This is a genomic window from Pandoraea norimbergensis (assembly GCF_001465545.3).
In the GTDB taxonomy this organism is placed as follows: domain Bacteria; phylum Pseudomonadota; class Gammaproteobacteria; order Burkholderiales; family Burkholderiaceae; genus Pandoraea; species Pandoraea norimbergensis.
Window position 1 is genome coordinate 4,339,179 of sequence record NZ_CP013480.3, and the last position, 19,122, is coordinate 4,358,300.

At 64.0% G+C, this 19,122-nt stretch carries 11 protein-coding genes; 2 read left to right on the top strand and 9 right to left on the bottom strand.

Annotated elements, in window-relative coordinates; genetic code table 11:
* Positions 1 to 117: 117 nt before the first annotated feature.
* The gene (locus tag AT302_RS18990; RefSeq protein ID WP_064675114.1) at positions 118 to 8,823 is read left to right on the top strand and encodes a GH36-type glycosyl hydrolase domain-containing protein; all 8,706 of its coding nucleotides are present in this window, start codon (positions 118 to 120) and stop codon (positions 8,821 to 8,823) included.
* 39 nt (positions 8,824 to 8,862) lie between these two features.
* On the opposite strand, the gene AT302_RS18995 is transcribed toward AT302_RS18990, so the two are convergent.
* From AT302_RS18995 to AT302_RS19035, 9 genes are all read right to left on the bottom strand, one after another.
* A complete protein-coding gene (locus AT302_RS18995) occupies positions 8,863 to 9,891 on the bottom strand; it encodes a zinc-dependent alcohol dehydrogenase (protein WP_058375342.1) in 1,029 nt (342 codons plus the stop codon).
* 45 nt (positions 9,892 to 9,936) lie between these two features.
* Complete coding sequence (locus AT302_RS19000; protein ID WP_058375343.1) at positions 9,937 to 10,626, bottom strand: DUF4286 family protein; 690 nt, start codon at positions 10,624 to 10,626, stop codon at positions 9,937 to 9,939.
* A 41-nt stretch (positions 10,627 to 10,667) separates the two neighbouring features.
* A complete protein-coding gene (locus AT302_RS19005) occupies positions 10,668 to 12,038 on the bottom strand; it encodes an MFS transporter (protein ID WP_058375344.1) in 1,371 nt (456 codons plus the stop codon).
* Positions 12,039 to 12,079: 41 nt separating this feature from the next.
* Positions 12,080 to 13,222 carry a porin gene (locus AT302_RS19010; protein ID WP_058375345.1) on the bottom strand — a complete coding sequence of 381 codons (1,143 nt, stop codon included), beginning with the start codon at positions 13,220 to 13,222 and terminating at the stop codon, positions 12,080 to 12,082.
* Positions 13,223 to 13,414: 192 nt separating this feature from the next.
* On the bottom strand, positions 13,415 to 14,326 hold the full coding sequence (locus tag AT302_RS19015) for a LysR family transcriptional regulator (protein ID WP_058375346.1): 912 nt from the start codon (positions 14,324 to 14,326) through the stop codon (positions 13,415 to 13,417).
* Positions 14,327 to 14,380: 54 nt separating this feature from the next.
* Positions 14,381 to 15,538 carry an acetylornithine deacetylase gene (argE, locus tag AT302_RS19020; RefSeq protein WP_058375347.1) on the bottom strand — a complete coding sequence of 386 codons (1,158 nt, stop codon included), beginning with the start codon at positions 15,536 to 15,538 and terminating at the stop codon, positions 14,381 to 14,383.
* The gene (locus AT302_RS19025) at positions 15,531 to 16,208 is read right to left on the bottom strand and encodes a DUF1028 domain-containing protein (RefSeq protein ID WP_058375348.1); all 678 of its coding nucleotides are present in this window, start codon (positions 16,206 to 16,208) and stop codon (positions 15,531 to 15,533) included. The genes argE and AT302_RS19025 overlap by 8 nt, the downstream gene beginning before the upstream one ends.
* 44 nt (positions 16,209 to 16,252) lie before the next feature.
* Positions 16,253 to 16,690, bottom strand: a complete 438-nt coding sequence (locus AT302_RS19030) for a RidA family protein (RefSeq protein ID WP_058375349.1) — start codon at positions 16,688 to 16,690, stop codon at positions 16,253 to 16,255.
* 10 nt (positions 16,691 to 16,700) lie between these two features.
* A complete protein-coding gene (locus tag AT302_RS19035) occupies positions 16,701 to 17,966 on the bottom strand; it encodes a flavin-containing monooxygenase (RefSeq protein ID WP_058375350.1) in 1,266 nt (421 codons plus the stop codon).
* 190 nt (positions 17,967 to 18,156) lie between these two features.
* Here AT302_RS19035 and AT302_RS19040 point away from each other — a divergent pair, with 190 nt between their 5' ends.
* The gene (locus AT302_RS19040; RefSeq protein ID WP_058375351.1) at positions 18,157 to 19,122 is read left to right on the top strand and encodes a LysR family transcriptional regulator; all 966 of its coding nucleotides are present in this window, start codon (positions 18,157 to 18,159) and stop codon (positions 19,120 to 19,122) included.

Below are 19,122 nucleotides of genomic sequence, written 5' to 3' on the forward strand. Positions count from 1 at the left end.
TCGACATGAGGCGTGTCCGTCCGCTAGCGGACGGACATCCCAGCGACGCCAGCGGATAAAGGGCGGATGCCCTTTTCACCGAAAAGGGCCGATGCTTGCCGCTCCGGAGACGTCAATATGTGGGAATTGCCGCGCATTTCGCGCTTTATGGGCGTGAATCATGCAGCCAACGACTTCGGTCCCTCAGAGTCACCGATTCGGGCGGAATTGTTCAGCCGTGAACGGCTTGAGCAACACGCCGTCAGTCTTGCCCAGGCCCAGCGAATCTCGCCGCGCGCCCCCAATGCACGTGCCCTCGCCTCTCGCGCCGCCGACAATGAGCGCGTGTTGCGCCATTGTTACGACGCCACCGCGCAAGCCACCTTGCGCCGCCGCTCGATCACACCCGCTGCCGAGTGGCTACTCGACAACTTCCGGGCCGTATCCGGCCAGTTCACCGAAGTGCGCCACGGGCTTGGCGCGCGCTCCTATAGAAATCTTCCGCAGTTGCTCGATGGACCACTCAGGGGGTATCCACGCATCTACGGCGTGATGTGGGCGTTTGTGGCGCACACCGACAGCCGGTTCGACCCCACACTGCTGCGTTGTTTTGTGCTGGCTTATCAAAAGGTAGAGCCACTGACGATGGCCGAGCTATGGGCCATGCCGCTGACCCTGCGCGCCGTGATGATCGAGAACCTGCGGCGCCTGAGTGTTCACGTCACACGCACGCAAGCCAGCCGCGAAGCCGCCGACAAGTACGCCGACGACCTGCTGGCCCTCGACGCTCGCATTCCGCAGGCGGCGGGGCCGCCGGTCAGCAGCCCGCCGCGTTTTGTCGAACCGTTCGAACCCGCATTCGCCGTGCAGTTGATTCAGCGCCTGCGCTATCAGGACACCTCGCTGCAATGGCTAAACGAGCAGTTGGCGCGGCAGGGACATTCGTCGGACGACGTCGTGCAGGCAGAGCACGCGAGTCAGGCGGCGGCCAACATGTCGGTGCGCAACCTGGTCGGCAGCCTGCGCGATATGCGCTCGTTCGACTGGCAGCCGCTGTTCGAGGACGTGAGTCTTGTCGACGCGCAGTTGCGCCGCAACCCCGGCTACGCCGAGATGGATTTCGCCACGCGCGACCAATACCGGCATGAGATCGAGACACTGGCCGCGCGTTCGCCGCTCGCCGAGCTGGCCGTTGCCGACGCGTTGAATGCCAAGGCCGCAGCCGCCGCCCACGCGATGGCGCACCCGTCCACGCGCCCGCCGAACGGACTCGATCAGGCAACCGCTAGTCATGACATGCAACGGCGCGCTGATCCGGGCTATTACCTGCTGGCAGCGGGGCGACGCGAATTCGAGCGCGAAATCGGCTATCGGGTGCCGTTCGCGCAACGCTGTCTTCGCGCCTACACGTCACGTGGATCGGCGCTCTACATCGCCTCGATCGTCGGCCTGAGCGCGTTGATTCTGGCCAACCCGCTGTGGCTGAGCCATCAGGCCGGCGTGAGCGTACTCGGGCTGCTGCTGCTCGCCATCTTCGCCGCCATCCCTGCCTCCGATCTGGCCGTCATGGCGATCGATCAAATACTGACCAAGTTGATCGTGCCGCGCCATTTGCCCCGCATGGCGCTCGCGCAGGGGGTTCCTTCAACGCTGAAGACCTTTGTCGTGGTACCCACGCTGCTGACGAACGAAGCGGGCATTAACGAGCAAGTCGATCAGCTCGAACTGCACTATCTCGCCAATGCGGCGGGCGACGTGTACTTTGCGCTGCTCTCCGATTGGAAAGACGCCGATTCGGAGCATCTCGAGAGCGACCTGCCGCTGCTGACGGCTGCGAGTGAGCGTGTCGCGATGCTTAACGCCCGGTATGCCCATGTGAGTGGCAACTCGCCGCGATTCTTCCTGTTCCACCGTCGCCGTCTGTGGAACGAGGCGCAGCGCAAGTGGCTGGCGTGGGAGCGCAAGCGCGGCAAGCTCCACGAGTTCAATCGTCTGTTGCGCGGCGCCACCGACACGTCATTCGTGGACATCGACGGCGTGCCACCGCAAGCCCCCACTGACGTGCGCTACGTCATCACCCTCGACAGCGACACGCGGCTGCCGATCGATGCGGTGCGCCAACTGGTAGGCACTGCCGCCCATCCGCTCAATCGACCGGGGATCGACCCGGTGACGCGTCGTGTCGTCGAAGGCTACGGCGTACTTCAGCCGCGCATTACGCCGTCGTTGCCGACGCTTCACGAAGGGTCGGTCTATCAGCGTTTGTTCTCCGGCCCGTGCGGTATCGATCCGTATGCGGGTGCCGTGTCGAACGTCTATCAGGACCTGCTTGGCGAAGGCAGCTACATCGGCAAGGGGCTGTATGTCGTCGACGCATTCGAAACGTCGCTCACGGGCAGAATCCCCGAGAACACCATTCTCAGCCACGACCTGTTCGAAGGTATCTTCGCGCGCTGCGGGCTGGTGACCGATATCGAATTGTTCGAAGACTTCCCGTCGAACGCGCAGGTCGCTGCGGCCCGTCTGCACCGCTGGATACGCGGTGACTGGCAACTGTTGCCGTGGTTGTTCGGCACGAACGGTGAGAAGCTGCCTGCTGTCGGGCGCTGGAAGATGCTGGATAACCTGCGGCGCTCACTGTCGGCACCTGCGATGCTCGGCACGCTGCTCTGCGGCTGGATGCTGACGAATGCGCCGGTCGGCGTATGGACGAGTCTGGTGTTGCTCGCTATCAGCGCCCCCGCAATCGTGATGATCGGTCACGGCCTGTTTCCGGGCGAGCGAGGCATTTCGCTGCGCAGTCATTGGCGGGCGGTGGGACGCGACGTGCTCTGGGCCATCGGCCACACAGCCATCGTGGTCACCATGCTGGCCAACCACGCTTGGCTGGCCGCCGACGCCATCGCGCGCACCCTCTACCGCCTGCTGATCTCGCGCCGGCGCCTGTTGGAGTGGGTCACGGCCGCGCAGACCAAGTTGTTGGCCGGGCGCTCGGTCGGTGAGTTTTTCTGGTCACTGCGCGGTGCCATCGTCATCGCCGGGCTGGCCGCTGCGGCCGTGGCGTACTGGCGGCCGCACAGTCTGTTTGTTGCCGCGCCCTTTCTGCTGGCGTGGGCGGTCTCGCCACTGATTGCGCAATGGATCAGCCACGCTGCGTGGCTAAAGCCGCTGCCCCGCCTTGCCGCCAGCGACGTGCCCGCGATGCGAATGGCTGGCCGGCGCATCTGGCGCTTCTTTGCCACGTTCGTGAGCGATGCCGAGCACCATCTGCCGCCGGACAACTTTCAGGAAGACCCGCTGCCCGTCGTCGCGCATCGCAGTTCGCCGACCAACTTCGGCCTCTATCTGCTGTCAGTGCTGTCGGCACGTGACTTCGGCTGGATCGGCACGATGGAAGCCATCGAGCGGCTGGAGGCGACGCTGGGCACCTTGGCGCAGTTGCCCCGCTACCGGGGACATTTCTTCAACTGGTACGACACGCAAACGCTTGAGCCCCTGCTGCCGCAATACGTATCGACCGTCGACAGCGGCAATCTGGCGGCCCATCTGCTGGCCGTCATGGGCGGCTGTGCAGACATGGCCCGGCAATCGGTCTGTTCGACGACCCAGCTCGATGGCGTGCGCGATGCCGCCCGGCTGCTGCGCGACGCCATCGACCGCGAGCGTGACGACCGGCGCACGCTCACCGTCAATCGCAGCCAGTTGCTCGAAGGACTCGATGCCTTCGAACAAACGCTGATCGCACCGCCGAGCGCCACCGCGACGGTCGGCGGCCCGTCCACGCCCCCTGCCACGGCGACCGAGGACTGGCGCTGGCGCTGGCATCTGCTGGACTCGCTGGCGACCACGCTGGTCGATCTGGCTCAAACCTTCGCCCAAGAGCGCGGGGACGCCGCGCACAGTGAGGTACTCGCGTGGGCGAATGCCATCCGTGCCGACGTGAGCAGCCATCTGCGCGACCTGCCGCTGCATGCGGCGCCTGTCACAGACACTGCGCCCGACGATGACGATGAAGCCAGCGCCGCCGAGCCGGTCGACACCACCGCGCGTGCGGCGATCGTCGCACGACTGGGTGCGGTGTCGCAGATGGCCCGCAAGCTGTTCGACGAGATGGAGTTCCAGTTCTTGTTCGACACCGACCGACGGCTGTTTGCCGTCGGCTTCCGGGTGCACGAGGTCGAACTCGACAATTCGTACTACGACCTGCTGGCTTCCGAAGCCCACCTGACGAGCTTTATCGCCATTGCGAAAGGCGACGTACCAGCCACGCACTGGTTCCGGCTGGGACGCAGCATGATCCCGTATGGCCGGTCGGCGGTGCTGATGTCGTGGTCGGGGTCAATGTTCGAATATCTGATGCCCTCGCTGGTGATGCAATACCCGAGGCACAGCCTGCTGGACCTGAGTTGCGAATTGGCCGTTGCGTGCCAACGGGCGTATGGCCGCGAGCGCGATGTACCTTGGGGCATCTCGGAGTCCGTCTATAACGTGCGCGACCGGTCCCTGACCTATCAATACGCGGCGTTCGGCGTGCCGGAACTGGCGCTCAAGCGCGGCCTTGCGCAGAATCTGGTCATCGCGCCCTATGCCACGGCCCTCGCGGCCATGTTTGACGCGCCCCACGCCGTTGCCAACTTTCAGCGCCTCGACGCGGCCGGTGGTCGTGGCGTCTACGGCTATTACGACGCGGTCGACTACACGCCCTCACGACTGCCGCAAAACTGTACCGCTGTGCCTGTTCGCACTTACATGGCCCATCACCAAGGCATGGCGCTGGTGGCCATGGCCAACGTGCTGCTCGGCGGCGTCATGCGTCAGCGCTTTCATCGACAGCCGCTGGTGCACGCCGCCGACCTCCTGCTGCATGAGGCCAACCCGCGAGAAATCGGCGTCGTCGACCTGACCCCCGATGTGGCCGATACCGTGCGCGCCGCCCAGACGACCGTGCCGGTAGTGCGGCGCTATCAGTCCGCCAATCAGGCCATCCCGTCGACCCACTTGCTGTCCAACGGCGAGTACTCGGTGATGGTCACCACGGCCGGTTCGGGCTACAGCCTCTGTGCCGGCCTCGCCGTCACACGCTGGCGCGAAGACCCGACCTGCGATGCGTGGGGCAGCCACCTGTTCCTGCGCGATACCGCGAGCGGCGAGGTGTGGTCCGCCGCGTTTCAGCCGCTGGGCCTCGACCCCGAACGCTACGAGGTGTCGTTCTCGGAAGACCGTGCCTGCATCGTTCGTCAGGAAGGCTCGATCATCACGTCGCTGGAGATCATGGTTTCGCCCGAAGACAACGCCGAGATCCGGCGTCTGTCGATTACCAACGCGGGCGCCGACAGTCACGAAATCGAAGTGACCTCCTATGCCGAAGTCGTGCTCGCCCCGATGGCGACCGACGCGGCGCATCCGGCCTTCTCCAACCTGTTTGTCCAGACCGAATATCTGCCCGAAGTGCACGGGCTGGTTGCCATGCGACGCCCGCGCAGCAGCACGGACACCCCCGTCTGGGCCGCACACGTGCTGGCAAGCGCAACGCCGGGCGATAACGTCGGATACGAAACCGATCGGGTCTGCTTCCTAGGGCGTGGCCGTTCAATCCGCAATGCCGTTGCGATCATGGACGGCCGGCCGCTGTCGAATACCGTCGGCTCGGTGCTCGACCCGATTTTCAGCCTGCGCAAGCGCGTGACCATTGCGGCAGGCGCGACCGAACATATTGTCTTTGCCACGATGGTGGCCGACTCGCAGGACGCCATCCGCGATCTGACCGACAAGTACCACGACCCCGCGTGCTTCGAGCGCGCCTCGACGCTCGCGTGGACGCAAGGTCAGGTCAATCTGCATCACTTGGGCATCACCGCCGACGAGGCCCACCTCTTCCAGTACCTCGCCAATCGCGTGCTTTATTCAGACCCCGTGATGCGCCCCGGCGGCGACCTTCTCAAGCGCAACACGCTGAGCGTGCAGGCGCTATGGAAGTTCAGCATCTCTGGCGACCTGCCGATCGTGCTGGTGCGGGTGGACGATATGGATGACCGCGACACCGTCAGACAACTGCTGCGCGCGCATGAGTACTGGCAGGGCAAGGGGCTGCCGGTCGATCTGGTGATATTGAACGAGCGCAAGGTGTCTTACATTCAAGAGTTGCAAGGCGCGCTGCAAACGATGGTAAGCGGCGCGCAGGTGACGCCGGCCCCCGGATCGCGTCATGGTGGCATCTTCGTGCTTCGCGCCGATGCGATGGCGCCCGACGAACTGACCTTGTTGCTCAGTACTGCACGCGCGGTGCTGGCGGGTGCCAAGCAAGGCAGTTTGGAAGAACAGGTGGTGCGTATGCGTCGCGTCGAGAGCCGCCGCGTCGTGCCCGTCGCCCACGTTCATGCGGAACGTGCACAAGACGTCGACGACACCCCCGCCGCGCTGCCGGTGCTGGAGTGTTTCAACGGGCTGGGTGGCTTCGCCGAACAAGGTGCGGAATACGTCACCGTACTGGGCCGGGGCCAGCGCACGCCGGCGCCATGGATCAACATCGTGGCCAACCCGAATTTCGGCTTTCAGGTCTCCGAGTCGGGCGCCGGCTACACGTGGGCGGAGAACAGTCACGAGAACCAACTGACGACGTGGTCGAACGACCCCGTCGCGGACCCTTGCAGCGAAGCGTTCTACCTGCGTGACGACGAGAGCGGCGAGCTGTGGACGCCAACGGCGTTGCCGATTCGTCTGGAAAACACGCGATACATCGCAGCCCACGGTCACGGTTACAGCCGATTCGAGCACACCGCGCATGGCATCAGAAGCGAGTTGACGCAGTTCGTCAGTTGGCACGACCCGGTCAAGCTCTCGGTGCTCACGCTCGAGAACCGGTCACGGCATCATCGAAAGCTCTCGGTGACGGGCTATGTGGAATGGGTGCTTGGCAGCGATCGTGCCGCCAATGCCCCGTTCATCGTGACCGAGATCGATCCGGCGACCGGCGCCATGCTGGCAAGCAATCGCCGCAACGCCGAGTTTGGCGAGCGCATCGCGTTTATCGACTGGCTCGGCAAACAAACCGGCTGGACCGGGGATCGAACCGAGTTCATCGGCCGAAATGGCAATCTTTCACAGCCGGTGGCGCTCGCGAGAGAGGTATCGCTAAGCAACTGGACCGGCGCGGGTCTCGACCCGTGTGGTGCACTGCTCACACAGGTTTCACTGGCACCGGGTGAGCGCGTGCAATTGACGTTCATGCTCGGTCAGGCGGCCGATCGCGACTCGGCACGCCAATGGATCCAGCAATACCGCCGGCAGCCACCGCTCGACGTGCTGGCCGACGCCAAGACGCAGTGGCACGACATCCTGACTCAACTACAAGTGGAGACACCCGATCGCACCGCCGATCTGATGGTGAACGGCTGGCTCCTGTATCAGGTCATCGCGTGCCGCATGTGGGCGCGCACGGCGTTCTATCAGGCGAGCGGTGCCTACGGATTTCGTGACCAGCTTCAGGATTCGATGGCGCTGACGCTCACTCGCCCCGACCTGACACGCGCCCACTTGCTGAAAGCTGCGGCGCATCAATTCGCAGAGGGCGATGTGCAGCACTGGTGGCATCCGCCGGCGGATCGCGGCGTGCGCACCCATATTTCCGACGACCGGTTGTGGCTCCCTTACGTGCTGGCGCACTACCTCGACCAGACCGGCGATCTGGCCGTACTCGACGAGCGCGTGCCATATCTGGAGGGGCCGTCGGTCCCGGCAGACGATGAGAACGCGTACTTCGCACCGACAGTGAGCTCGGTGACCGGCACCTTGTTCGAGCATTGCGAGCGCGCTATCGAATGCAGCCTGACCACGGGCATGCATGGTTTGCCGTTGATCGGCGGCGGCGACTGGAACGACGGGTTGAATCGCGTGGGTTATCAAGGCAAGGGCGAAAGCATCTGGCTCGGCTGGTTTCTGTACGCCACGCTGAGCGCATTCGCCCCCATCGCCGACGCACGCGGCGCAACACTCGCCGCCAAGCGATGGCGCGAGCACGCTCGGAAGCTGAAAGCGGCGTTGAACAACGGCGCTTGGGACGGCGCATGGTATCTGCGCGCGTACTTCGACGACGGCACGCCGCTGGGCAGAGCCGGTGACGCCGAGTGCCGTATCGACTCGATCGCGCAAAGCTGGAGTGTGATTTCCGGCGCGGGAGAAGCCGAACGGCAGCGCCGTGCGATGGAATCGGTCGAGCATTATCTGGTGCGCTCCGGCGACGATCTGGTGCTGCTGCTGACACCGCCGTTCGACAAAACACCGCTGGACCCCGGGTATATCAAGGGTTACGTGCCGGGTGTGCGGGAGAATGGCGGCCAGTACACCCATGCGGCTGCGTGGTGCATGATCGCGCACGCCATGCTCGGCGACGGCGATCGGGCGAGCGAGATGTTCAAGATGCTCAATCCGATCAACCATGCGAGCACCCGCGCGGGTGTACACGCCTACAAGGTGGAACCCTACGTGATGGCGGGCGATGTCTACGCCGCCCCCGCCCACGTGCGGCGCGGCGGATGGACGTGGTACACGGGTTCCGCCGGATGGATGTATCGCGGCGCGGTGGAATACATCCTCGGCGTGAAAAAGCACAGCGAGTCGCTGACACTCGCCCCTTGCATCCCGCACGAGTGGCGGCAATTCCGACTCACTTACCGGCATGGCAAGTCGCGCTATCTCGTGACGTTCACGAACCCGCAGGGGGTGACTCAGGGGATTGCTTCGATCGATGTCGACGGTGAACGACTGCCGCCGGGGTCGAAACGCGTCGCCTTGGTCGACGACGGTCGTGAGCACACTGTCAGCGTCGTGATGGGGGTGGTGAGTTGAATCGCCCTCCCCCATGACGCCAAATTGCACGGCCCGCTATCAGGGCACCAGCACGATCTTCGAGCCGATCTTGTTGCGTGCCATCTCGAACCCATCGATGGCCTGCGCCAGCGGCAACCGGTGCGTGACCATCGGTGCGAGCGCCGCGTGGTTCGCCACCAGAAAATCGCGCACTTCCTGCCACGTCGCGCGTGTCGCCCGATACGTCCCGCGAATCTGGTGACGCTGGCGTACGAGCTTCGCGCCATCGAAGCTGATCGGCTTGCCGTGGATGCCACAGACCACGAACACGCCCGACGGACGCAACACATCCAGCCCGGCTTGCACCGCCGCGCCAACGCCCGTCGCCTCAATGACGACGTCGTATTCGTTCTCGCCCAATAGCGTGCGCATCGCGCCTTCAGGGGCGCCGTCGAGATCCAGCGTGGCGTCGATACCCAGCGCACGGGCCGTCGCGAGACGTTCTGCGTCGTTGTGCCCAACGATCGCCACGCGAGCACCGCGCGCCTTCGCCAGCACGGCAATGGCCTGACCGATCGTGCCGGGGCCCATGACCAGCACACGGTCACCTGCGCGCACCTGCGCCGTCTTCACCGCCGACATCCCGATGGACAGCGGCTCCGCCAGCGACGCGACACCGGCATCCAGCCCGGGGGGCAGCGTCAGACAGTTGCGCGCGGGGACTCGCACACGGCTGGCAAATGCACCGTCGCGCATCATGCCGATACCCCGGCGGTCACGGCATTCATCGACGCGTCCGGAAACGCAGTATTCGCACACGCCGCATTCGACCGAAGGGATAACCACGACAGCATCGCCGACTTGCAGCGTATCGACCGCCGCACCGAGGGTCGCGACGCGGCCCGCGAATTCGTGGCCCAGCGTCACGGGGAATGCGGATCGCAGGAAGTCATAGCCGCCCGACCAATCGTAGATGTGAACATCGCTGCCGCAAATACCGGCGGCTGTCACGTCGACGATGACATCGAGCGCGCCGGGCTGGTCCGGTTCGGGAACGTCGCGCCACTCAAGGCCAAAGGCAGCGGTCGTTTTCTGAAGGGCTTTCATTCGGGGGGCTCCATCAATCTTGTTTCTTTGCATCGCCACACACGATTACCGTGTGCGGCGCAGCGACGCATCGACATCATCGTGGCCGATCGCGAAGATCAGCGAATACACATCGACGGCAGGCGGTGCCAACACCGGCAGCGCATCCGCTGCGAGCGACGCAATGCGCTCACGCAATGCCTCCGCCGCCGCAATATCCTCCGTCTCGACTAGCAGAACATGCGTGGGCATGTCGGCCGCCGTCCAGTGGGCAAAGGCGTTCGGCTGTGCGTCGAAAACCTCACCCAGATGCGCGGCGACGGCACCGTCCAGTGCTGCACACGCCTCCAACAATGGCGGGATGGCGCCTAGCGACGACGACGCCGGGGTATCTGTTTGCAGGCGAACGCAAGCAACTGCTCCGCCAGTGCCACCACCCACCGACCCGAGCGTCCGGCAAGGTGCACGCAGCACGTTCGTCAAGGTCGAGCGCATGTTGGCCGACCACGGCGTCGGCTCGTCGATCACGTTCAGGTACGCCATCGAACGGAAGACTTCGGGCGACACCGCACCGTAGGCGGTGAAATACTCCCGCTGTCCCGGCAGCGCATGCCGATAGCGCCGCCCCTCGATAAAGCCGTCGATACCGACGCGCTCCGGCACATGCTCGCGCGTATGCCAGCGGTTGTATTCCTGCGCATGCTGCGGCGTAACGTCGTTCCAGAGAGCGAGAAACGCCGGACCGGGAAATGCCATGAGTCGTGGTGTCCAGTAGTCGTGAAAGAAGTGGTCAGTGATCAGCGGCTGACGGGTGCCAACGCCGGGGCGGGTTCACGGCGGGCGGCGGGCATCGCGAACATGCAGAACGCGGCGGCCAGCGCAGGCACACCGACGATCGCGAATAGCACCGGATACGCCATGCCCGAGCCGAGCAACAAGCCGCCCACGCTCGAACCGAGGATCGAACCGAAACGCCCGATGCCCGTCGCCCAAGCCACCCCGGTCGCCCGGTTCGCCGTCGGGTAATACGTTGCCGCGAGGCCATTGAGACCGACCTGCGTGCCGCTGATGCAAACCCCAGCGATGTACACGAGCGGGGCAAGCACGGCCGCATTGCCGAAAGTGCGGCCGATGCAGATCACCGTCACGAACGCCACCGCATAAGCCGCGCCCAGCACCCACGCCGGTCGCGCACTGTCCATCACTCGCCCGAGCAGCAGACCGCCCGTGGTGCCGCCAATCGACCACAGCGCGGTGATGAGTGCCGCGTTGCGCATCGAGCCACCGGAATTCGTAATGATGGTCGGCAACCAGCTTGCCATCAGGTACAGCACCGAAAGGCCCATGAAGAACGCAGCCCACAGCAGCAACGTGCCGCGTGCATAAGGCGCCACCAGCAATTCACGTACCGGCGAGCGGCTTTGTTTCTTTTCAAGGGCAACGAAGGTGGTCTGCGGCGTCACAACATCGGGAGCGATGCGGCGACCCAGTGCGCGCAGGCGGTCCTGCTCATGGGGTCGGCGCAACGCGAGAAAGCGCATCGACTCAGGCAACAGCCCCCACAGCACCGGTAACAGCAGCAGCGGCAATACCCCGCCCACGAGCACCATGGCGTGCCAGCCGTGCCGCTCGATAATCTGTGAGGCCACTACGCCACCGAACGCGGACCCCATCGAATTGCCGCACATCATCAGCGTAATGATCGACAGCTTGCGCTTGCCCGACGCGTACTCGGCCGTCAGCGTGACCGCTGCGGGCGAAGCGCCCCCGATGCCCGCACCGGCGATGAAGCGCAGGATCGATAGTTCGGTGACGTTGGTCGCGAACAGCGTGGCCAGCGTGGCGAGCCCAAAGGTCGCCACCGACGCCAGCAACACAAAGCGCCGCCCGCGCCGGTCGGCCAGCGGCCCGAACAGCAGCGAGCCGGCCATCATGCCGATCAGTGCCGAGACGAAAATTGGCGAGAGTTCCGCGACCGACAGGCCCCACTCCCGGCGCACGGCCGGTGCGATGTAGGCTGCCAGCCCGATGTCGATGCCGTCGATGGCGACGATCAGAAAGCACAGGACGACAACGCGCCACTGAAGCCCCGACATGCGGCGGCCGTCGAGAAAAGATTGCAGATCGAGCGGCGCCGGCGCGTTCGGGGAGGTGTTGGTGTTTGGCATGCGAGTTCAGATTCCGTCGAGATGTCGATAGACCGATGCGGTCAGAACAGCTTGCGCAAACCCACGCGCACGGCCATTTGATTCGGCGTGGTCGATGCCGTCAGACCGAAGATGTCGGCCACGGCCACATTGCCCGTCGAATCGTGCCCGCTCGCGTGCTGCCAGACGACGATGCCGTAGAGGTACGTCGTCTTGGAGAAATTGTAGGCCGCGCCGCCTTCGACCGACTGGTAATGTCCGCCCGGCGCAAAACTGTACTGGTAGCCGATACCCGCCATGGTGCGCGGCGAAAACGAGTATCCGTAGTTGATTTGGTAGTTGTTGAAGACGGCGTTGGGCGGTGCCAGCGGGTTGGCTGCCGTGCGCACGATATCGAGAAAGCGCACGTTCTCGTACATGGCCGACACCTGCGAATTGCCCCACGTGTACTTCGCGCCGCCGCCAACCACCTGCTCGCTCGTGGCCGTGACGTAGTTCTGGAAGATCGGGTTGGTGACCGGGTTCGAATAGGCCGCCCCCGGCTGCGCCGAAGTGGCCGCGCCAAAGATCGACGTGCCCGGCGTGCGCATGTTCATGTACGCGCCAGCCACTTGCAGACCGCCGCTCGTGTACGACGCGCCGAAGCCGTACGTCCGGTCCTGTGCGAAATTCCCCGCCACGTTACCCAGCGAGAGCATCGTACTGAACTTCAGTCCGGCGTAAGTCTGGCTCTCGTACTTGATGACGTTGTTGATCTTGTTGTAATTCCACGAGCCGTCGATATCGCCCAGCGTCGCGCCCAGACCACCGGCAAACATGAACGACGTGGACAGCGGCACAAAGTAGTCGTTGGTCATCGAATACTGGTGACCGATCGTCAGCGTGCCGAGCCGCTTGTCCGAGAAGCCGACGAACGCTTGCCGGCCGAACATCGTGTTGGCGGGCTGCGAGGCGCCGTTCATGATGTTGAAACCCGCTTCGAGCGTGAAGATCGCCGACAAGCCGCCGCCCAGATCCTCGACCCCGCTGAAGCCGAACTTGTCACCCGCGCGCCCGCCGCTGGCCGCCTGCCATGCAGACTTGCCGCCGCTGTTGTTCACGTAGGTCATGGCGGCGTCGACCGCGCCGTAGATAGTCACGTTGCTTTGCGCGAACGCGCTCAGCGAGCATGCCGCAAGGGGCAGGCAAGCGATCCAGTGCTTCACGGTTGTCTCCTGTATCTCTTTTATTGTCTTGGGTACCGCGCGACTGGCAGGCAGCGCACGGCTGGCCCAGATAATGGGCGAACGCGGCCCCGCAATATAGGGGCGAAGTGGAAGTTCAGAACACGCGATTCGGAAATAATCGCGCGTCACCCGATGACCGGGATTGGCAGACAAAACACGTGACGTGCGAGGTCACAGGTAAGTGCCCTGCTCCTCCAGTCGGGCGAGCCCTGCGACGAGGTAATCGAGCAAGGCATGGAACAGCTTGGGATTGTGGTGATTGGCCGGACGCAGCACCTTGATCCAGTAGTCCGGCAGCCCGAAACCGGGCAGCAACTGCACCAGACGCCCTGCCCGCACGCTGTCATTGGCGCGATAGCGCGGGAGTATCGCTACGCCCATGCCGTCGACGCAGGCGTTGTGCATGGCGTCGATATCGTTGGTCGCAAAGCCGCCGTCGACGCTCACCTGAATGTCGCCGGCGCGCGCATCGGTGAACGTCCACGTGCGCACGGTGCTTTGATACGAGTAGAGCAGGCAGCGATGGCCGGGCAGGTCTGACGGGTGTTCGGGCGTGCCGTGCTGCGCCAGATAGTCGGGCGACGCGTAGACCAGCCGTTTGAACGGGCACAGTGGAAACTCTTCGACACCGTCGTAGGTAACGGGCAGCCCGGTGATGACGAAGTCGAAATTTTCCAGCACCGGATCGACGGCCCGGTTCGCCAGTTGCAGTTCGAGACTCGCCTTGGGATGGGTGAGGAAGAACTCGTTGAGCAACTTGCCGAGAAAGTGGTTGGTGAACGACGCGGGCGCTTTAACGCGCAAGCGGCCGCCGAGCGAGCGATCATCCACCGCCGCGCGCTCGGACAGCCGCTCATAGGCCGCCAGAAAATCGCGGGCGCTGCCCAGCATGTCGCGCCCGGAGGCGGTCAGCGTCAGGCTGCGGGTGGTGCGTTGAAAGAGCAGAACCTCCAGTTCCTTCTCCAGCGCACTGACCCGCTTTGTCACCACTGGCGCCGACACGTCCAACCGGCGTGCGGCCGCCGTGAAGCTCCCCATTTCGGCCACCGCGAGGAAGGCTCGCACGTTCTCTACACTATCCATCGCTCACTGCCTCGTTGCGCTGATGGAAGTGAATTGTATAGATTGCGGCGCCGCTCAGGTCGCAAGGTGATCGGCGAGGCGGTGCAGCATCGCGTCGCAGCCTTCGAGTTGTTCGAGGCTCACGAACTCATCCGGCTTGTGCCCCTGATCCATGCTGCCCGGGCCACACACCACCGTCGGAATGCCCACTTCGTTGAACAATCCGCCCTCGGTGCCGAACGCGACCGTACCGAATTCCCGGGAGTCGCACAGCATCGCCAGCAGACGCGCGGCGTCGCTATCCGGTGGCGTCGCCAGCGCTGGATATGCCGATAACTCGACCAGACGAATGTCGGTGTCCGGTTTCACAGCGCGCATCTTCGGCAGCAGATCGGTCTCGGCGTAATGCTGCAATGTCCGGGCAACATGCGTCGCATCGAACCCCGGCAACGCCCGCACTTCAAAATCGAACTCGCATTCGGCGGGCACGATGTTCAGCGCGCGTCCGCCCTTGATGACGCCAGTCTGCACCGTGGAAAACGGTGGATCGAAGCGCGTGTCGTGATACTCGGGGTCGGCAAGTTCTTCGCCGATATCTTCCAGACAGTTGATGAGCCGTGCCGCGTACTGAATGGCATTGACGCCATAAGGCGCATACGCCGAATGGCACGGTGCGCCCTTCACGCAGCATCGCATCGCCAGCTTGCCTTTATGCCCCAATACGGGCTTGAGCGCCGTCGGCTCGCCGATCAGGCACAGCACCGGTTTGTGCGGGCGCTTGGCCAGCTCTGCGAGCATGGGGCGCACGCCAAGACAGCCGATCTCCTCGTCGTACGAAAACGCCAGATGCACAGGGATGCGCAAGTCACGCGCGACGAAGATCGGCACCGCCGCCAATACCGAAGCGATATAGCCCTTCATGTCGGCGGTACCACGCCCGTAAAGACGGCCCTCTTTCTCGATGAGGCGAAACGGATCGACAGTCCACGCCTGTCCATCGACCGGCACGACGTCGGTGTGCCCCGAGAGCACAATGCCGCCGCGATCTTGCGGACCGATAGTCGCGAACAGATTGGCCTTGGTGCGCTCGTCGTTGTAGAAGAGTTCGCTCTGCACCCCGTGTTGCGCAAGGTAATCGCGAATGAACTCGATCATCGCCAGATTGGAATCGCGGCTGACGGTGGGGAATCCGATCAGCGTTTCCAGCAATGCGCGGCTCGACACGTCATTCATCGCCCGGCACTCCATAGCTCGGTGCAGCCGTGGGGTTCAGCGCCCGGGTCACGTAGTCCTGCATTTGCGGCTTGTAGGCTTGCCAGAGCCCGTCCAGCTTGCCGATGGGGTCCTCGTCGGCCCAATCGACGCGCAAGTCGACGATCGGCCAGATCAGGTCGCCCACAATCTTCAGCGCCGCCGAGTGCACCGGCCCCGCCTCGCCACCACTGGCCATTGCCGCATGCATCGCAGCGAGCAACCGGTCAGCCAGCGGGCCAGGCGTGTTCTCGAACGCCGGGATCATGGCGTCGATGACCTCGCGCCCCCGCAACATGTTGCCTGCGGCCACGCACTGCACCCCGGCCACGGCGTTATATATCCCCAGCGTTTGCTGGCCGCTGAAGAACGCCGTGCGGCCCTGCGCATCGAGCACGGTGACTTGCCGGTACTCGCTCCAGTCGCTGGCGGCCAGCGTTCGGCTCAGCGCGGTTGCCGGATCGACCGCTTCCTCGGCGAGACGGTCCAGAATCTGCGGCCCCAGCGCAGGCAGCGTCACGTTCTGTGTGGACACTGCACCAACGTTCGCGCGCAGCCACGGACACCGTGCCCCGACAGCAATGCTCGACGAACTGATCGCAATGCCGAGTTGTCCGGTCTTTTCACATCGTCCAACGATAGAGAAGGTCATGTTTGCTCCTTACCTCGCTTACGTGCCTTATGCGCCTCACTGCCTTACGCGCCGGGACGCGTGCAGCCATCGGGAATCACGGCGATGACGTCGATTTCCATCAACCACTCGGGCTGCCCCAGCGCGACCACGGTCAGCCCCGTGGAAATCGGAAACACGCCTTTGAGCCACTTCCCCACTTCGCGATAAACCGGCTCGCGAAAGCGCACGTCGGTCAGGTACGTGGTCGTCTTGACGATGTGCGACAAGTCGCTGCCGGCCTCTTCGAGCAGTTGCTTGACGTTCTTCATCGCCTGCTCGGCCTGCGCACGCGGATCGCCCAGCCCGACTAGATTGCCTGCGAAGTCGGTACCGATCTGCCCACGCACGTAGACCGTGTTTCCCGCACGCACTGCCTGACAAAGATCGTTATCGAGCGATTGATTCGGATACGTCTCCTTCGTGTTGAACATGCGGATACGGGTATGCGTCGGTTGGCTCATGGCGTGCCCCTCAAATCGTTGGCGAGTCGTAATAGGCGAGATATTTGCGTTGGGTGGCGATGTGGTCCGCGATATGCCGCGCGTCATGCCACACGCCCCAGATGAACGACGATCCGCGACGCGAGAGCCACGGCAGACCGAGGAAATACACGCCCGGCTCCTGCGAGACGCCGCGTTGATGCTTCGGTTTGCCGTTCTCGCCGAAGGCATCGACTTGCAGCCAGCGGAAATCGACGGCGTAGCCCGTCGCCCAGACGATCGACGTGACGTTGGCTTGAGCCAGATCGAGGTCGCGCAGCGGGTTCGTCAGGCACGCCGGATCGGGCGGAATGACGCGGGCTTCCGGCTCTTCGGGAAGGTCGAGGCCGTTGCGGGCGGCGTAAGCATCCGCAGCATCGAGCAGCGACAAATAGTTTTCGTCGCCGCGCGCGATGTTCTGTGCCAGATCGTCCTGAAAACGCACGACACCGGCCTCGAACGACTGCGTCAGCCCGGTGAGCATGACGCCCTGATGCGCCAGACGTCGAAAGTCCACCGTATGACCGCCGTGCGCACCGCTCACCGCGATGGTCACGTGCTCGCGGCCCGGCCGCATGATTTCCGCATCCCATTCGCCGAGCACACCGAGCCACCAGCAGAAGTCGCGTCCACGATAGCCACGTGGGGGCCGGTCATGCGCGCCGACCGACAAATAGACCTGCCGCCCGGCGCGCTGCAACTCATCGGCGATCTGCACGCCCGACGAGCCAGCGCCGACGACGAGCACATTGCCCGGCGGCAATTGCCCGGGGTTGCGGTAGTCGGCGGAATGAATCTGCGTCAGCCGCGCGTCGGCAGGCGCGATGGCGGGAATCACCGGACGCTGGAACGCGCCGGTCGCCACCACCACGCGCAGCGCTTCGAGCGTGCCGTCCGACGTTTCCACGGTGAAGCCCGGCCGGCCTTGGTTGCGCACGACCTTCGTCACTTCGACACCTGTGCGAATCGGCGCTTCGATCTTTCGCGCGTATTCGACGAAGTAGTCGGCCACCTGCTCTTTCGAGGCAAAGCTATCAGGGTCGATCTCCGCAAAAGTCAGGTTCGGAAAGCGGTCGTGCCATGCGGGGCCATTCGCTACCAGCGAGTCCCAACGTCCGGTGCGCCAGCGCTCGGCGATACGTGAGCGCTCCAGCACGAGATGCGGCACACCGTGCTTGCTCAGGTGCTCGCTCATCGCCACACCGGCCTGCCCGGCGCCGACGACGAGCGTATCGATTGACGTTGTTTGCACTGTCATGGCTTGCGTCCTTCAGAAGGCAGATTGATTCCGAACGCCCCGCGGGGGTAGGTCATTCGCGAAAATCTACGCGCCTCGACAGAATCCGAAAAATATATTTAAAAAATGCAAAGCATCGGATTTGACTATGCAGACTTTTTTTTCGATTTCACAATGCCATCACCCCATGCCGCCTTATGGAGCGATGCCGATGGATAACCTGGCTACCTTGGCAACGTTGGAGACGTTAGATACGCAGCCCCTGCGGTACTCGCTGCGTCAGCTGCGTTATTTCGTGGTCACGGCGGAAGCGCTGTCCTTCACGGCGGCCGCCAAACGGCTGCATATCTCACAGCCCTCCATTTCCACCGCGCTGGCGGATCTCGAAGTCTCGTTCGGGGTGCAGCTGTTCATCCGGCATCACGCGAGCGGCCTGTCGCTGACCCAAGCCGGGCGTGATTTGCTCGGGCAGGCGCGCAACCTGCTGAAAACCGCCGAAGAGTTGCAGATGGCGGCCAAAGAGATGGATGGCGGCATGACAGGCTCGATTGCGCTGGGCTGCCTCGCGTCGCTGGCCCCGCCCCTGATGCCGGGGCTCATCAGCCGCTTCACGCAAGAGCACGCGGGCATCGCCTTTCGCACGGTGGAAGCGCATCAGGACGGGCTGCTGCGCGGCCTGCACGATGGCTCACTCGATCTGGTGCTCACGTACAGCCTCGACCTGAGCGACGACATCGCGTTCACGCCGTTGGTCTCGCTGCCGCCCTATGCCATCCTGCCGCGCACGCACCGGCTGGCCCGCGCTCGCAAGGTATCGCTTGCCGACCTGCTGCCGGAGCCTTACGTGATGCTCGATCTGCCGCACAGCCGCGAATACTTTGCCGCCCTCTTCGACGCCGTGGGCAACCGGCCGGTCCCCGCATTCCGCTCGTCGCAGCCGGAAGTCGTGCGCGGCATGGTGGCCAACGGTCTGGGCTACAGCCTGCTGAATTTCCCGCTCAAGTCGAACCGGACAGTCGATGGCGAAGAGTTCGTCATCAAGCGCTTCAAAGACAACGTCAACGCGATCATGCTGGGCGTCGCGCAATCGCGCACGATGAAGCCCCGCCGGGTCGTGCAGCGTTTTGCCTCGTTTGCCGAGAACTACATCCAGCGGCTCCATCTGGCATCGCAGTAG

Bases quoted from the DNA above. Each gene is read 5' to 3' on its own strand.
- AT302_RS18990 (WP_064675114.1), top strand. From the start codon at position 118: ATGTGGGAATTGCCGCGCATTTCGCGCTTTATGGGCGTGAATCATGCA.
- AT302_RS18995 (WP_058375342.1), bottom strand. From the start codon at position 9,891: ATGAAAGCCCTTCAGAAAACGACCGCTGCCTTTGGCCTTGAGTGGCGC.
- AT302_RS19000 (WP_058375343.1), bottom strand. From the start codon at position 10,626: ATGGCATTTCCCGGTCCGGCGTTTCTCGCTCTCTGGAACGACGTTACG.
- AT302_RS19005 (WP_058375344.1), bottom strand. From the start codon at position 12,038: ATGCCAAACACCAACACCTCCCCGAACGCGCCGGCGCCGCTCGATCTG.
- AT302_RS19015 (WP_058375346.1), bottom strand. From the start codon at position 14,326: ATGGATAGTGTAGAGAACGTGCGAGCCTTCCTCGCGGTGGCCGAAATG.
- argE (WP_058375347.1), bottom strand. From the start codon at position 15,538: ATGAATGACGTGTCGAGCCGCGCATTGCTGGAAACGCTGATCGGATTC.
- AT302_RS19025 (WP_058375348.1), bottom strand. From the start codon at position 16,208: ATGACCTTCTCTATCGTTGGACGATGTGAAAAGACCGGACAACTCGGC.
- AT302_RS19030 (WP_058375349.1), bottom strand. From the start codon at position 16,690: ATGAGCCAACCGACGCATACCCGTATCCGCATGTTCAACACGAAGGAG.
- AT302_RS19035 (WP_058375350.1), bottom strand. From the start codon at position 17,966: ATGACAGTGCAAACAACGTCAATCGATACGCTCGTCGTCGGCGCCGGG.
- AT302_RS19040 (WP_058375351.1), top strand. From the start codon at position 18,157: ATGGATAACCTGGCTACCTTGGCAACGTTGGAGACGTTAGATACGCAG.